Source organism: Actinocorallia aurantiaca, from assembly GCF_039533685.1.
GTDB classification, from domain to species: domain Bacteria; phylum Actinomycetota; class Actinomycetes; order Streptosporangiales; family Streptosporangiaceae; genus Actinocorallia; species Actinocorallia aurantiaca.
Genome location: NZ_BAAATZ010000020.1, coordinates 62833 through 77312, shown reverse-complemented (window position 1 = coordinate 77312; position 14480 = coordinate 62833). Strand labels below are relative to the sequence as shown.

Genomic DNA, 14480 nt, shown 5'->3' with positions numbered 1-14480 from the left:
AATGCTGATCAACGCCCCCCGCAAGGTCGCGCTCGGCGCGAGCAGGGGCAGCACGGCCGCGGTCGAGAAGTTCGCCGGTCTGTCCGGTTGGCCGATCTTCCTGGGCCGGGTGCTCCTGTACTCGATCCGCGACATCCTCTTCAGGTTCAAGTACGCCAAGACCGTCGCCCAGCACGTCAGCGACATCGTCATCGGCGTCGGCGGCACGGTCGTCGGCGGCGGAATGGTCTTCGTGACCTTCACGATGTCGCTGTTCGTCGGCACCGAGATCGGCCTGCAGGTCTACACCGGCCTGGAGGTCATCGGCGCGGAGTCCTTCATGGGGCTGGTCGGCAGCTTCATGAACGTCCGCGAGATCACCCCGATCATCGCGGGGATCGCGCTGGCGGCGCAGTGCGGCTCGGCCTTCACCGCCGAGCTCGGCGCGATGCGCATCTCCGAGGAGATCGACGCGCTCGAGGTGATGGGCATCAACTCCTTCGCCTACCTCATCAGCACCCGGGTGGTCGCCGCGCTCATCGCGCTGGTCCCGCTCTACCTGATCGCGCTGTTCGCCAGCTTCTTCGCCACGAGGTTCGTCAGCACCGAGTTCTTCGGGCTCGCCCCCGGCGTCTACGACTACTACTTCCACCTCTACCTGCCGCTGGAGGACCTGATCTTCAGCGCGATCAAGGTGGGTGTCTTCGCCTTCGCGGTCATCACGATCCACTGCTACTACGGCTTCCACGCCACCGGCGGTCCGGCCGGCGTGGGCACCGCCGCGGGCCGGGCGATCCGGTTGTCGATGGTCATGATCGTCGTCCTGAACCTGCTGCTGTCCTACGTGTTCTGGGGCCAGGGCGGAACGGTGAGGTTGTCCGGATGACCGAATTCAGCCTCCGCCGCCGGGTCATCATCGCGGCCTCCACCCTGCTGGCCGTCGCGCTGGCGCTGTACGTGTCGATCGCCAAGCCCTTCGAGTCCGAGGGCACCCTGTTCACCGCCGAGTTCGGCCAGGCCGGACAGGGGGTGGGCACCACCACCCCGGTGAAGATCCGGGGCATGCAGGTCGGCCGGGTCGCCGAGGTCAAGCTGCAGGAGAACGGCAGGGCCCGGATCACCCTGCGGGTGGAAGACGGAGTGCGGGTGCCCGACACGGCGGTGGCGTCGTTGGAGCCCGCCTCGGTGTTCGGGCCGAAGTTCGTCAACCTGCTGCCGGGCGCGCACGAGACGAGCGGCCCCTACCTGCCCGCGGGCTCGAAGATCGCGCAGACCTCTGACCCGCGCGACCTGAACGACCTGCTCGACGACGCCAACTCCGCCCTGGCCGCGCTCGACCCCCGGGACATCGCGATCGTGGTCGACGCGCTGGCCCAGGGCCTCGGCGGCCAGGGCGAGGACCTGCGCGAGACCATCGAGAGCCTCGAGACGATCGTGAAGGTGGCGCACGACAACCGGAAGAACGCCCGGACGTTCCTGCACGACTTGAGCCGTCTGGCGAGCATCCGGGGCGCCGGAGAGGACATCGGCTCCCTCGTCGCCGACACCAACGCGGTCATCGACACCGCGGCCAAGGGCGACGGGCGGCTGCGGAACTTCGCCTTGAGCGTCACGGACCTCTCCGCCGTGACCAAGCGGGGCTTCCAGAAGCACGGCGGAGACCTGCGAGAGGGATTCCGCTCCGGCGAACGCCTGGTCGGCGTCATCCACGCCCAGCTCGGGCTGCTCGGCCCCGGCATCCGCTCCGGCGTCAACCTGCTGCCGGTCTACCGCAAGATCAGCTGGCCCGCCACCGGCAGCGCGGACGGCAACCGCATGTTCGCGGTGAAGATCCTCCTGCCCAGCAACCCCTGCCAGATCCTGCTCGGGGTCTGCGAGCAGTCCGGCGGAATCCAGAAGAAGACCAAGAAGGGAGGCGAGTGATGACGCTCAGCTCCCGCAAACGGCTGCGCAGGTCGACGCTGCTGAAACTGGTCGTGTTCTTCGCGATCACCGGCACGCTGACCTTCCTCATCGGCACCCAGATCGCCCGGGTCTCCTTCGGAGGCGGCGGCTACCAGGTCCTCGCGACCTTCGACGACGTCACCGGGCTGATCAAGGGCGACGTCGTCAAGATCGCCGGGGCCCCGGTCGGCCAGGTCGACTCGATCGAGGTGAAACGCGGCAAGGCCGTGGTCACCCTGACCGTCCAGGAGAAGTTCCGGGTGCCCGCCGACAGCGAGGCCGCCATCCGCTGGCGCACCGCGATCGGCCAGCGGGTGGTCTACCTGATCCCCGGCACCAGCGCGGAGAAGATCAAGGACGGCGCGCACATCACGAAGACCCGGTCGGTGGTGGACATCGGCGAGCTGGTCGACCAGATGGCGCCTCTGGCCAGGAGCCTGAAGCCCGAGCAGCTCAACCAGATCCTCACCTCGATCTACCTGGCGATGGACGGCAACAAGGAGAACGTCAGCCAGCTGATCGCCAACGTCGACCAGCTGACCTCGACCATCTCCGCCCGGCGGACCACGCTGAACCAGATCCTGGAGAACTACACGAAGGTCACCGGTGTGATCGCCCGCAGGGACCGGCAGATCCGCCAGATGACCGACAACCTGGTCGAGCTGAGCGACGCCTTCGTGCGCAACCGCAAGCTGATCGACTCCTCCCTGGTCGAGCTCGGAGAGATGTTCCACACCTCCGACAAGCTCATCGGCCAGAACGGCGACCAGCTGGAGAAGGTCGTCGCCGCACTCGCGATCATCACCGCGGGCGTCGACGACAACGTCGGCAGCGTCAAGGAACTGCTGGACCTGACCGGGCCCAAGCTGAAGCGGCTGTTCAGCATGCTCGACGCGGGCGACTACGCCGAGGGCGGGGTCGCCTGCCTCACCCTGGTCGACGGCCCGTGCCCCTACCCGGTCGTCCTCAAGAACTACCAGGGCGACCCGCAGAGCCCGCAGACCCTGCGGAAGATCCTCGTCGGAGGGAACTGATGGCGCTCAAGTCCTTCCGCGACCGCCCGCCGATCGTCGTCGGCGTCGTCTCCCTGACCACCCTCGTCGTCGCCATCGCCGCGACCTTCCTGACCGGCACGATGGGCCTGCTGAAGAACCGCTACGAGATGAGCGGCGTCTTCAGCGACACCGGAGGGCTCAAGGACGGCAACAACGTCCTGGTCGCCGGGGTCCAGGTCGGCGAGGTCACCTCGGTCGAGCCCGACTTCGACAAGGGCCTGGTCCTGGTGAAGTGGAAGGTCGACCACGGCATCGACCTCGGCCCGCAGACCCGTGCCGAGATCCGGATGTCCAACATCCTGGGCGGGCGCTACCTGCGGCTCACCGGCCCGGTCACCACGCCCTACCTGGAGGACCAGTCGGAGTCGCGGCGGCGCATCCCCCTGGAGCGCACCGAGATCCCGACGACGGTCAACGACACTCTGAAGGAGGGCACCGCCGCGCTGAAGGAACTGGACGCCGAGACCTTCGGCAAGGTCCTCGACCAGATCGGCGGGCTGTCGGAGGGGAGCCGCAAGAGACTCTCCAGGTCGATGTCCAACCTCGTCGACATCGCCGAGGAGCTCAACACCGGCGAGGGCCGGATCACCGAGCTGCTCGACAACGGCGACCGGATCCTGACCCTGGTCAAGGAGAAGGACGCGGCGCTGTCCAGCCTGGTGAACAACGCCATGACGCTGATCGAGGTGCTGCGGCAGCGGCGCACCCAGCTCACCCTGCTGCTCGGCGGAGGCAGCTCCGCGGTCCGGGGCGTCAACGACCTGATCTCCGAGCAGCAGAAGCAGCTCAACGCGATCATCGGCGACCTGCAGGACACCATGAACGCGCTCGATCCCAAGACCGATGAGCTGAACACCGCTCTGGCCTGGGCGGGGCCCACGCTGACGGCCTTCTCCTCCATCGGCCAGCACGGCAACTACACCGACGTCATCTTCAGTCAGCTCGGCCAGGTGTCCCCGGGCGATCTGGCCGAACTCGCGCGGAAGCTGAAGGGGACTGAGAAGAAGTGAGAAGGACGTGCGCGGGCCTGCTCGCGCTGACCGTCATGACCAGCGCCGGCGGCTGCTCCGCCCTCGGCGGCTCGGGTTCCTACGAACTCACCGTGTTCTTCGCCAAGACCCCCTCCCTGTACGAGAAGTCCCGGGTGAAGATCATGGGGGCCAACGTCGGCACGATCGAGAAGATCGACGTCGACCGGGCCGAGGAGCGGGTGAAGGTGCGGCTGCGCGTCGACGGCGACGTGCCCGTCGCCGCGAACGCCCGCGCGGCGATCCTGTCGAGCAACACCATCGGTGAGCGGAACATCATCCTGTACCCGGCGTGGAAGCCCGGCGTGGAGCGGATGAAGCCGGGCACCGTCATCCCGGAGGAGCGCACCGACCTTCCGGTGGAGATCGACGACGCGCTGGAGGCGTTCACCAACCTCGCCGAGTCGATCGACCCCGAGAATCTGCGCTCCACCTTCAAGAGCGGCGCCGACCTGGTGCGCGACAACGGCGAGGACATCAACCACGGGCTGCAGACCGTCGGCGACCTCACCAGCGACCTGGCCGCGCAGGACCAGCGGCTGATCTCGATGCTCACCTCGCTGAACGACCTGGCCGGCTCGCTGAACCGCCGGGACGAGAAGCTGAAGGCGTTGTTCAAGGCGTTCAACGACGCGGGCGGGCTGCTCGCCGACGAGCGCGAGCAGCTGCGCGGCTTCCTGTCCGGTCTCGAGGCGGTCATCCGCCAGGGCGACCTGGTCGTCGAGGTCTACCACGAGAAGCTGCCGTCGACCGTGGCCGACCTCTCCGAGGTCGTCATGACGATGAAGGCCAACAGCGAAGCGCTCGCCGAGGCCATCGCCTCCCTGGCGGACTTCTCCGGCGCGGTGGTCAAGGCATGGGATCCCAAACGGCACATGGTCACCGTCCGGCTGCCTCCGGGCGGGATCGCCCGAGCCTGGCTCCAGCCGATCTTCACGGCGATGGGCTGGGGACAGGTGCCGTGCCTGGACCAGCCGCTCGGCGACTGCAACGATCCCACGATCACCAAGAAGAACAAGGACAGCAAGAAAAAGAAGAAGGCGGGAGCGTCATGAGAAAGCTCCTCGTCGTGGCCGTGCTGGCCGCCACGACCAGCGCGTGCTCGGTGCAGACGATCGGCGCCCCGCAGGGCGGGTTCGAGTTCGAGGCGGAGTTCACCGACGTGCAGAGCCTGGTCGTCGGGCACAGCGTGCAGGTCTCCGACGTCGCGGTCGGCACCGTGACCGGGATCGAACTGCAGGAGAGTTTCCGGGCGCACGTGGTCATGGAACTGGAGCCGGGCCTCCGGCTGCCGCAGGGCGTCACCGCCTCGGTGGCCAAGACGTCCCTGCTGGGCGAGAACTACATCAGGATCACGCTGCCGGACGGGAGCACCATGAACAGCGAGCCCTCCCTGCCGGAGGGCGCGCTCATCACCCAGACCCACGTCCAGCCCGACCTGGAGAGCATCTCCGAGAAGGTCGGCCCGGTCCTGGCCGCCGTCGGCGGCCAGGACATCGAGCAGATCATCACCGCGCTCGCCACCGCGCTCCGCGACAAGGGGCCGGAGCTCAACAAGCTCATCAAGCAGATCAGCGAGGTCTCCGACAGCTACGCCGCCGCCGGGAAGGACCTGGAGAACATCATCGACGGGCTGGACAGGCTCGGAGACTCCCTGGCGAAGAAGAGCGGGGAGTTCGACCGGCTGCCCGGACGGCTGACCCTGGCCACCGAACGGATCCACCGCGACCGCAAGGAGCTCAAGGCAGCCGTCCAGGAGCTGGTGAACCTCGGCGGGGAGTTCAACGAGCGGATCCACTCCGAGCACGGGGCCCGGCTGCAGAACCTGCTGAGCAAGCTCGACAGGATGCTCAAGGCGATGGTCCGGGGCCGCAAGGACCTCAAGGCCCTGGTCGAGGGCCTCAACTACGGGCTGCTCGGGGCGCCGTCGCTGACCTACAAGGGGCAGGGCCTCATGCAGGCCTGGCTCGTCGGGTTCATGGGCTTCGACTCCGACGCCAGCCACGTCACCGCCAACAACGGCCGCGGTGAGAACGTCGACCTGAGCATCTCGGCCCGCAAGGCCCTCTCCCCGGTCGGCCAGAAGAAGAAGGAGGACTGATGCAGCGCAGGATCCTTCTCAACCTGGGTGCCTTCGCGGTGCTGGGCGTCGTGTTGTGCGTCTGGGCGCTGACCAGCATCGTGTCCGTCGACGCGATCCGCAGGCCCTTCACCGTCGAGGCCGAGTTCGCCTCCTCGCCCGGGCTGCGCAGCGACCTGGAGGTCGCCTACCTGGGCGTGCGGATCGGCTCCGTGGACACCGTCAGGCTGACCGGCGGCAAGGTCGTCGTGGCCATGCACATGGACCGGGGCGTGGTCGTGCCCTCCAACGCCAAGGCCGCGGTGCTGCGCAAGTCCGCGGTCGGCGAGCCCTACATCGAACTGGAGCCGGACGCCGCCCCGGCCGCGAGGCCGCTGCGCGAAGGCGACCGCATCCCGATAGAGCGGACGAGCGTCGCGGTCGACTACAAGCGGCTCTTCGAGAGCGTCGGCGGGCTGCTGGAGGCCGTCCGCCCCGAGGACGCCAACACGCTGCTGCACGAGCTGGCCGTCGGCCTCGAGGGCAGGGACGACACCCTGCGCGACATGCTCGGCGACGCCAACCAGCTCACCGGCACCCTCGCGGACAACGCGGAACTGCTGGACGAGCTGTCGGTGCGGCTGACCGAGCTCGGCGGGATCCTCGCGGACGGCGGCCCCCAGCTGGCGAACGGGCTCGACGGCATCGCCGCGTTCAGTGACGAGCTGGCCGCCCGGCGCGGAGACCTCGACAGCATCCTGAACCGGGGGCCGCAGTTCCTGGACAACACCGTGCAGATGATCGAGGCGGCCAAACCGGGTATCGGCTGCCTGCTGTCGGCGCTGGGCACTCCGGCCCCGTCGGTGTTCACCCCGAAGGCCAGCTCGCAGATCTCCCAGGCGCTCGGCCTGCTGCACCAGAAGATGCCGAAGATCGTCGACGACGTGATCGTGAAGGAGCCGAGCGGCAACCACTACGTCAGGGTGACGATGGCGATCACCGCGGGCGGTCCCGTGCCGGTCGCCCGGGAGTTCACCGAGCCGCGGCCCAAGCCCTCCGTCCCGCAGCTCTACTACTGCACCAAGGCCTACCAGAAGACCGCGGACATCGAGCGGGAGGCGGGCCGGACCCGGCCCGAGAACGCGCAGAAGCCCGCCGAGAAGGCCGGGCCGTTCACGAAGGTCGAGGCGCCCGTCACCGACGCCGCACCCGCGTCGGACTCCTCGCCGCTCGGCCGCTGGCTGCCCGTCGTCCCGATCGTGCTGGCCGCCGTGATCCTGGCACTGACCGCCCGCCGTTCCCTGCGACTCGTCCGCCGTCGTGCGGGTCGCTGACCACTGGAGAGACATGAGCAACAGCACCGGAATCGAAGAAGAGCTCCAGAACGCGTCGGCGAAGGAGCCGGAGCGGCCCGAACTGGAGAAGTCGGAGCCGGAGCAGCCGGAGTCGAAGAAGGCCGATCCGAAGGGGGCCGAGGAGGCTCCTGAAGAGAAGCCCGAGAAGAACGGGCCGGAGGACGTGGCCGAGGCGGACGCCGGCTCTGAGACGGACACGGACTCCGAGGCGGGCACGGATACCGAGAAGGACGCCGGCTCCGGGCCGGACGAGGAGGACGAGCCCTCCGGGACCGCGCCCGTCGTGGGGAAGAAGACCCCGGCGGAGCCGGACGAGCCGCGCCGGCGGTTCAGCCTGGACGGCAGGCTCGTCCCGGTCCTCGTGCTCTTCGTCCTGACCGCGTCCCTGGTGGGCTCGGCGTTCCTGTGGCGCGCCTGGTCGTCGGCGGAGGAGGAGCTGCAGACCCAGCAGCAGGTGCGGACCCGTTCCGCGGAGTTCGCCCGGGCCTTCCTGCTGTACGAGGACACCGAGCTCGACGGCTGGGAGCAGCGGCTGACCGCGCTGGCGGCGCCGGATTACAGGAGCGCGATCGGCAACGCGGTGAAGATACAGTTCCCGCTCATCACCCAGCTCCAGGCCGACTCCAAGGTCACCGTCCGCGAGACGTTCGTCAACGACTTCGACGGGACCGTCGCCAAGGCCATGGTCGTCGCCGACACCCAGATCACCAGCAAGGAGTTCGTGCGCAACGTCACCGGGATGCGGCTGCTGGTGGAGCTGACCCTGGTGAAGGGCGAGTGGCTGGCCAGCGGGGTGGGCGTACTGGGCATCGACGAGGAGTCGATGACCGACGACAAGGGCAACGAGGTCGACCCCGAGAAGCTGGAGCTCCCGGACGTCGCCCCGTCCACGGCTCCGTCCGGCACGCCGTGACCGGTTCGCCGGAGCACGGCCGGATGTGAGACCTTACGGCCATGAGCGCGGAGGAACTTCAGCAGCGGATCTCGGTGGAGTACGCCCCCTTGGTGGCGCTGTACCAGTTGCTGGAGGACCGCCGAAGAGAGCCGGGGTCGTCCGGGGCCGCCGGCCCCGACTGGAACGCCAGGCTCGCCGTGCTGCGGACGCTGCGGGAGGGCGCCGTCCCGGGTGACCGGGCGGCGCTGGCCGGCGCGCTGCTGGACCCGGAGCGGCGGGACGTCCGGCAGGTCGCGGTCGTCACCTCGTCCGGCCGGCTCGCCGAGCTGGTGGCCGAGGCGGTCCGGCTGGGGGAGCGGGTGCTGCTGTTCGGCGACCCCGCGCGGGTGCCCGCCGACCTCCTGGCGGTCGACGCCGCCCTGCGGCCGGTGGGGCCGGGCTGGGAGGAGGAGCTCCGGGTCCTGCGCCGGGACCTGGTGAAGCTGGAGCAGTGGCCGGGCGACGTGGCCGCGACGGAGGCCGCCGAGGCCGAGCTGGCGCGGCGGGAGAACGCCGTCGCCGAACAGGAGCGGCGGCTGAAGGCGGAGCTGGAGTCCCTGGAGGCCGAGCGGGAGCAGGTGTCCGCGGCGGTGACGCGGGCGCTCGAGGCCCGTGAGGCGGTGGCCGCGTCCGAACAGGAGGCCGCGGCGGAGGCGGCCCGCTGCCTGGAAGCCTTCACCGAGGCCAAGGGCGCAGCGGACACCGCGGCCCGGCAGGCCGCGNNNNGCCGCGGGCGCCGCGGGCGAGGCGGCCGGCAGGATGGCCGAGGTGGAGCAGCGGCTCGCCCGGCTGCGGGACGAGGCGGCCTCGGCCCGGCAGACCCAGGGCGACCTGGGGGAGCGGCTGGAGCGGGCCGGGGCCCAGCTGCCCTCCGTCGCCGAGGAGGCCGAGCGGGTCGGCGGGCTGGCAGCAGAGGCCGAGGCGCTGCGCCACGCGACCTACTACCGGCTGGCAGGCGCGGAGTCCTCGCTGGCCGCCGAACGCAAGCGGCAGAGTTTCGCCCAGCGGCTGCATCTGGCGCCGGGCCGCCCGCAGCTGGCCGAGCTGCGCGCGGTGGTGGCCTCCCGGAGGCTCGAGGCCGAGCAGGCGCTGGCCCGGGCGAACGAGTTGAACGAGGCGCGGCAGCGTGCCGAGGGCGAGCTGGCCGGGCTGAAGGCCTTCCTGGACCAGGGCGGCCGGGAGCTGGAGGCCGCGCAGGAGGTCCAGCGCCGCCTCACCGAGGAGATGCCCCGCCTGGAGGCCGAGCTGGAGCCGTTGCGCGCCGAGCACGAGCAGCGGTCCGCGCTGGCCGCCGAGGCCGCCGAGGAGGCGGCGCGCACCGCCGGGCCCGCCGACCTGGCGAGGACCGAGGGCCTGGCCGCGGAGGAGCGCCTGTCGGAGGCGAAGGCCGCACTGGCCGAGGCCGACGCGGCGATCGCCGCGTCCCGGGAGCGGGAGACGGCGCTGGACGGGCGCCTCGCCGAGACCCGGGCGGAGCTGGAGCGGCACGAGGCCACGGCGGACCAGACCGTGGAAGAGGCCCGCCGGGAGCTGGAGTCGGCCAGGGAGGTCGTCGAGCGGCACCGCGGGGAGATCGACGCCTTCCTCGGCGGGCTCGACGAGCAGACGTGGCGGGAGCGGACGTCCGCCCGGCACGAACTGCTCACCGCGGCCCCGGGAGAGGCGGCGCGGGTGGTCTGCGCGGGTCCCGACGCGCTTCCGCCGGGCGAGTACGACGTGCTGTTCGTCGACGAGGCCGAGACCGTCACCGACGGCGACTTCCTGCTGGGCGCGGTCCGCACCCGGCGGCAGGTGCTGGTGGGCACTCCCGGCGGGGGCGCGCCCCCGGCCATGACCGCGCTGCGCGACCTCCTGGACGCGTTGCACGCCCTGGCGGGCGCGGGCGGGCCGGACGGGCTCACCGCGGGCGCCGCGGCCGAACTGGACAGGCTGCGGGCCTCGGGACTGTGGGAGGGGCACTACGCCGAACGCCACGCCAAGATAACCCGCAGGCTCTCCGGTCTGGGGCTCGATCCGGTCGGGGCGCTCGAGCGCACGATCGCCGAACGGCTGGAGACGAGCCTCTACCGGCGCTGTCTGGACGCGGTGTCCTGAGGGCCGGAGGCTCCTCGCTTCCCGGCCAAAAGTCAGTGAATGGCACACTTAATGGCATGTTTGGCATCACCGACCTCACCACCTACACGGTGGGGGCCTTCCTGATCATTCTGCTGCCCGGCCCCAACTCCCTCTACACGCTGTCCACCGCCGCCGCGAACGGCGCACGGCACGGTTACCGAGCCATGTGCGGGGTGTTCCTCGGCGACTCGGTGCTGATGCTGCTGACGGCGGTCGGAGCGGCGTCCCTGCTGAGGACGAACGCCCTGCTCTTCTCGGTGGTCAAGTACCTCGGCGGGGCCTACCTCGCCTGGATGGCCTTCGGCCTGCTCCGCGCCGCCTGGAACATGTGGCGCGAGCGTTCCCGCGAGCCGGAGCGCGCCGTCCCCGCGGCGGCCTCGCAGGCCGGGGAGAGCCCGTTCCGCAGAGCGCTGGTGATCAGCCTGCTGAACCCGAAGGCGATCCTCTTCTTCATCTCCTTCTTCGTCCAGTTCGTCGACCCGGCCTACCCGTACCCGGCGGTGTCGTTCCTGGTGCTCGCGCTGATCCTGCAGGTCTTCAGCATGCTCTACCTGACCGCGCTCATCTTCGGCGGCACCTGGCTGGCCGACGCGTTCCGGCGGCGCAAGCGGCTGTCGGCGACCGCGACCTCCGCGGTGGGCCTGGGCTTCCTGGGTTTCGCCGCGAAGCTGGCGACCTCCACGGCGGGCTGAGCGAGCCCGAGAGAAAGCCGAAGGGGGTGCGGGCCGATGGCCCGCACCCCCTTCGACGTCCGGCTCCGTCAGTGGCGGCGGCCGGTGAGCTGGGCGTTGGTCTCGGCGGTCTGGGTGACCGCGGTGTGCAGGTCGGTCCAGAAGCCGAGCTCCTCGTCCTCCTTCAGGTGGGCGATCCGGCCCCAGAACTCGCGGTCCTCGACCTCCTGGGCGACCTGGGCCGAGATGGCGGGCATCATCAGGGTGCCGGACTCGGCGTCGTCCAGGTCGTAGTGGGTCATCTCGACGGGCATCGCGACCGGCGGGGCGCCGGAGGTGCGGTGGTGGCGTCCGCGCTTGCGCACCCGGACCTCGGGGGCGGCGGCCACGGCGGCCGGCACCTTCGCCGCGGTCGCCTTGGCCAGGCCGACGGCGAGCACGCTCAGCACGGCCAGGCCGATCACACCGGTGAGCGCGGCCTCCTTGACGGGCAGCTCGTGCGCGTCGCCGGAGGCGGGCTCCGGACGGACCTGGACGCCCGCCTGGGCGTCGGTGACGGGCGCCTGGGTGAGCTGCTCGACGGAGGGCGCGGGGGCGGAGTGCTTGGGCTGGTAGCCCTGGTAGACCTGCCCGGCGACCTTCACCTTGCCCGGATAGCCGTAGCCGACGATGTCGTCGGAGTCGCGCTCGCGCCTGGCCAGGGTGTTGTGGGTGTTGGCCTCGATGGTGTGGATCGTGCCGTCCTCGCCGACCTTCTCGACGATGCCCACGTGCTGGATGGAGTCGATGCTCTTGTAGCCCGCCCAGTTGAAGAAGACCAGCGCGCCCGGCTCGGGGGCGGTGCCCCAGGCGTCGTTCTGGTCGAACCACTCCGCGTGCTTCTGGGTGGAGGCGAACTGGCCCGCGTACTCGGTGAGGCCCGCCTTGTCCGCGGCCCACGCGAGGAACATGTCGCACCAGGGGGCCGTCGTGAAGTACGAGTCGCCGTCCTCATCGATGTTCTTCGTCCACCAGTCGCCGAACTTGGTGTAACCACCGGACTTCTCGGTGTAGCCCAGTTCGCTCTTCGCGATTTCCAGGAGCTTCTGGCCAACCGGATCCACGTGCGTACTCCTTGTTCCGCGACCTTCTAGGTCGATCACGGCTCGATCTCGGAAGAATGTACTCAAGGTAACTGACATGGGCAAGCGGTAGCGATGGATCCGTCGGGTTCGAGTCAAGCAAACCCCTGCGGAGTCAAGAAAAAATTTCCCCCGGTCAAGGTCCCCTGGCAGACTGTCCGACCGGAGGTAAGGAACCAGATGAAGATTGAGCCTTACCGGCAGGTGCTCGCCCTGCCGGGACTGCGGAGCCTCATGCTCGTGGGGACGCTCGCGCGGATCCCGGTGTCGGCCGCCGGGGTGGGCCTGACCCTGCACGTCGCCCTCACTCTCGACCAGGGCTTCTTCCGGGCGGGCCTGGTCGGGGCGCTGTGCACCCTCGGGGTGGCGGTCAGCGCGCCGGTCGCCGGCCGCTTCGTCGACAGGTACAGGATGCGGCCCGTCCTGCTGGTCACGATGCTCGCGCAGCTGTGCTTCTGGCCGCTGGCCGGACGGCTGCCGTTCTGGCCGCTGCTGGCGGGCGCGCTGCTCTCGGGCCTGCTGGCCCTCCCGGTGTACGGCCTGACCCGGCAGTGCCTGACCGCGATGGTCCCCGAGGAGCGGCGGCGCACCGCGTTCTCGCTCGACTCGATGCTGGTCGAGATCTCCTACATGATCGGCCCGGCCCTCTCCACCGCGGCGGTGGCGCTGGTCGGCAGCCGCTGGACGCTCGCGGCGATCGGCCTGGGCATGGCCGGGTCCGGGATCGCGCTCTTCGTGCTGAACCCGCCCACCCGCAGCGAGGAGGAGGCCGCGGCCCCCGCCGGTCCCCGGGTGCCCCGGCGGACCTGGCTCACCGTCCCGATGATGGCGCTGCTGCTGGTCACCTTCTCCGCCACCTTCATCGTGGCCGCCACCGAACTGGGCATCATCGCGCTGCTCACGGCCGGCGGCGCGGTGAGCTGGACGGGCCTGGCCATCGGGTTGTGGTGCCTGTGGTCGCTGGTCGGGGGCTTCGTCTACGGCGGGCTGCCCCGCGGCCTCCCCGCCCCGGTGCTGATCGGGGCGATGGGGCTGCTGACGCTCCCGCTCGTGCTGGTCGCCGACTGGCGGCTGCTGATGCTGGCGCTCATCCCCTCGGGTCTGCTGTGCGCGCCGTCGCTCTCCACGACGGTGGAGACCATGTCCAGGTGGGTCCCGGCACGGGTGCGGGGCGAGGCGATGGGCCTGCACTCGACCGCGATGACGCTCGGCCTCGCGTGCGCCGCCCCGCTCGCGGGACAGGTGATCGACAAGGCGGGCGCCGGCTGGGCGTTCGTCCTGGCCGGGGGAGTGGGGCTGGCCGTCGCGGTGGTGGCGGGGCTGATGTGGCGGGGAAATGCCGGGGCCGTGCAATCCGTGCCGGATAAAACCGAAAAAATGATCATCGTTTAATTCCTCCGGCATAAGGCACAATGCGCGGGGGAGGCGTTTGATGAAGTCGTGTCGTACCGCAGTCACGGGACTCGTGCTGGGTCTCGCCCTGGTCGCCGGATGCAGCGACGACCCTCCGGAGGCCGGGCCCGCACCGGACACCGACCCGTCGTCCCAGAGCGTCCCGCCGGCCACGCCGACCGGCAGCGGCTCGCCGTCGCCCGGCACCGCCTCCCCGGACGTGCGGGGAGGCACGCTCCCCGCCGGCTACCTGCCGCTGTGGCCCTTCAGCGGCCCGGACGAGGTCCGGTCCGTCCGCCCGAACGGGTACGCGTCCTGGAACCTGGACGCAGGCCGCACCGCGCTCTCCTTCACCCGCTCCTACCTCGGCTTCACCAGCATCGACCGGGTCACGAGCAGGTCCGAGAAAGGGAACGAGGCCAGGATCGGCGTCGGCTACAAGGCCGAGGGCGGCGAGCACACCGCCGCCGTCGTGCACCTGTTCCGGATGGGCGAGGGAGGAAGCGGCCCGTGGGAGGTCGTCGGCACCGACGACACCACCCTCAGCCTCACCACCCCCGCCTACGGTGGCCGGCCGGCCACGCCCGTGACGGTGGGGGGCCGGATCACCGGGGTGGACGAGAGCCTCCAGGCCAAGCTCCTGCACCCGCGGGCGGGCGAGCCGCTCGGCGAACACTGCTGCACGCCCGCCGGAGGGCAGGACACGCGCTGGAAGCTGACCCTGCCCTACGAGGGCGAGGTCGAGGAGGTCGCCACCATCGTGGTGTGGACGGGCGGCCATGTGGCCGACGTGGAGCGGTTCGCGGTGACCGGCATCCGCCCCTGAC

The 14480-nt window shown here is 70.4% G+C and carries 14 protein-coding genes; 12 read left to right on the top strand and 2 right to left on the bottom strand.

Translation table 11 applies throughout. From position 1 onward, the window contains the following. Position 1 precedes the first annotated feature (1 nt). The 8 genes from ABD327_RS23935 to ABD327_RS23900 are packed head-to-tail and all read left to right on the top strand — an operon-like array spanning position 2 to position 8333. Complete coding sequence (locus ABD327_RS23935; RefSeq protein ID WP_344452920.1) at positions 2 to 865, top strand: ABC transporter permease; 864 nt, start codon at positions 2 to 4, stop codon at positions 863 to 865. Beyond that, positions 862 to 1902 carry an MlaD family protein gene (locus tag ABD327_RS23930; RefSeq protein ID WP_344452919.1) on the top strand — a complete coding sequence of 347 codons (1041 nt, stop codon included), beginning with the start codon at positions 862 to 864 and terminating at the stop codon, positions 1900 to 1902. Before ABD327_RS23935 ends, ABD327_RS23930 begins: the two co-directional genes overlap by 4 nt. Then, entirely contained in the window at positions 1902 to 2957 is a 1056-nt protein-coding gene (locus tag ABD327_RS23925; protein WP_344452918.1) for an MCE family protein, read from the top strand. The genes ABD327_RS23930 and ABD327_RS23925 overlap by 1 nt, the downstream gene beginning before the upstream one ends. Continuing rightward, positions 2957 to 3988: an MCE family protein gene (locus ABD327_RS23920; protein WP_344452917.1), complete on the top strand. Its 1032-nt coding sequence runs from the start codon at positions 2957 to 2959 to the stop codon at positions 3986 to 3988. Before ABD327_RS23925 ends, ABD327_RS23920 begins: the two co-directional genes overlap by 1 nt. Continuing rightward, positions 3985 to 5061 (top strand): MCE family protein, encoded by a 1077-nt coding sequence (locus tag ABD327_RS23915; RefSeq protein WP_344452916.1) that lies wholly within the window; start codon positions 3985 to 3987, stop codon positions 5059 to 5061. Before ABD327_RS23920 ends, ABD327_RS23915 begins: the two co-directional genes overlap by 4 nt. After that, a complete protein-coding gene (locus ABD327_RS23910) occupies positions 5058 to 6107 on the top strand; it encodes an MCE family protein (protein WP_344452915.1) in 1050 nt (349 codons plus the stop codon). The genes ABD327_RS23915 and ABD327_RS23910 overlap by 4 nt, the downstream gene beginning before the upstream one ends. Continuing rightward, positions 6107 to 7399: an MCE family protein gene (locus ABD327_RS23905; RefSeq protein WP_344452914.1), complete on the top strand. Its 1293-nt coding sequence runs from the start codon at positions 6107 to 6109 to the stop codon at positions 7397 to 7399. Before ABD327_RS23910 ends, ABD327_RS23905 begins: the two co-directional genes overlap by 1 nt. A 13-nt stretch (positions 7400 to 7412) precedes the next feature. After that, positions 7413 to 8333, top strand: a complete 921-nt coding sequence (locus ABD327_RS23900; protein ID WP_344452913.1) for an ICP22 family protein — start codon at positions 7413 to 7415, stop codon at positions 8331 to 8333. Positions 8334 to 8391: 58 nt separating this feature from the next. Here the strand turns inward: ABD327_RS23900 and ABD327_RS23895 are convergent, their stop codons facing one another. Then, positions 8392 to 9033: a hypothetical protein gene (locus tag ABD327_RS23895; RefSeq protein ID WP_344452912.1), complete on the bottom strand. Its 642-nt coding sequence runs from the start codon at positions 9031 to 9033 to the stop codon at positions 8392 to 8394. Between the two features lie 80 nt (positions 9034 to 9113). Between ABD327_RS23895 and ABD327_RS23890 the strand changes: the two genes are divergently transcribed. Continuing rightward, positions 9114 to 10448, top strand: coding sequence for a coiled-coil domain-containing protein (locus ABD327_RS23890; RefSeq protein WP_344452911.1), 1335 nt, complete (start codon positions 9114 to 9116; stop codon positions 10446 to 10448). A 56-nt stretch (positions 10449 to 10504) separates the two neighbouring features. Further along, positions 10505 to 11161, top strand: a complete 657-nt coding sequence (leuE, locus tag ABD327_RS23885) for a leucine efflux protein LeuE (protein WP_344452910.1) — start codon at positions 10505 to 10507, stop codon at positions 11159 to 11161. 68 nt (positions 11162 to 11229) lie between these two features. Here leuE and ABD327_RS23880 read toward each other — a convergent pair whose 3' ends face one another. Further along, entirely contained in the window at positions 11230 to 12243 is a 1014-nt protein-coding gene (locus ABD327_RS23880) for a CHAP domain-containing protein (RefSeq protein ID WP_344452908.1), read from the bottom strand. A 198-nt stretch (positions 12244 to 12441) separates the two neighbouring features. Between ABD327_RS23880 and ABD327_RS23875 the strand changes: the two genes are divergently transcribed. Further along, on the top strand, positions 12442 to 13653 hold the full coding sequence (locus ABD327_RS23875) for an MFS transporter (RefSeq protein WP_344452906.1): 1212 nt from the start codon (positions 12442 to 12444) through the stop codon (positions 13651 to 13653). Between the two features lie 40 nt (positions 13654 to 13693). Continuing rightward, on the top strand, positions 13694 to 14479 hold the full coding sequence (locus tag ABD327_RS23870) for a hypothetical protein (protein WP_344452904.1): 786 nt from the start codon (positions 13694 to 13696) through the stop codon (positions 14477 to 14479). Position 14480 lies beyond the last annotated feature (1 nt).

Bases quoted from the DNA above. Each gene is read 5' to 3' on its own strand.
- leuE (WP_344452910.1), top strand. From the start codon at position 10,505: ATGTTTGGCATCACCGACCTCACCACCTACACGGTGGGGGCCTTCCTG.
- ABD327_RS23875 (WP_344452906.1), top strand. From the start codon at position 12,442: ATGAAGATTGAGCCTTACCGGCAGGTGCTCGCCCTGCCGGGACTGCGG.
- ABD327_RS23905 (WP_344452914.1), top strand. From the start codon at position 6,107: ATGCAGCGCAGGATCCTTCTCAACCTGGGTGCCTTCGCGGTGCTGGGC.
- ABD327_RS23925 (WP_344452918.1), top strand. From the start codon at position 1,902: ATGACGCTCAGCTCCCGCAAACGGCTGCGCAGGTCGACGCTGCTGAAA.
- ABD327_RS23910 (WP_344452915.1), top strand. From the start codon at position 5,058: ATGAGAAAGCTCCTCGTCGTGGCCGTGCTGGCCGCCACGACCAGCGCG.
- ABD327_RS23890 (WP_344452911.1), top strand. From the start codon at position 9,114: ATGGCCGAGGTGGAGCAGCGGCTCGCCCGGCTGCGGGACGAGGCGGCC.
- ABD327_RS23920 (WP_344452917.1), top strand. From the start codon at position 2,957: ATGGCGCTCAAGTCCTTCCGCGACCGCCCGCCGATCGTCGTCGGCGTC.
- ABD327_RS23870 (WP_344452904.1), top strand. From the start codon at position 13,694: ATGAAGTCGTGTCGTACCGCAGTCACGGGACTCGTGCTGGGTCTCGCC.
- ABD327_RS23900 (WP_344452913.1), top strand. From the start codon at position 7,413: ATGAGCAACAGCACCGGAATCGAAGAAGAGCTCCAGAACGCGTCGGCG.
- ABD327_RS23935 (WP_344452920.1), top strand. From the start codon at position 2: ATGCTGATCAACGCCCCCCGCAAGGTCGCGCTCGGCGCGAGCAGGGGC.
- ABD327_RS23930 (WP_344452919.1), top strand. From the start codon at position 862: ATGACCGAATTCAGCCTCCGCCGCCGGGTCATCATCGCGGCCTCCACC.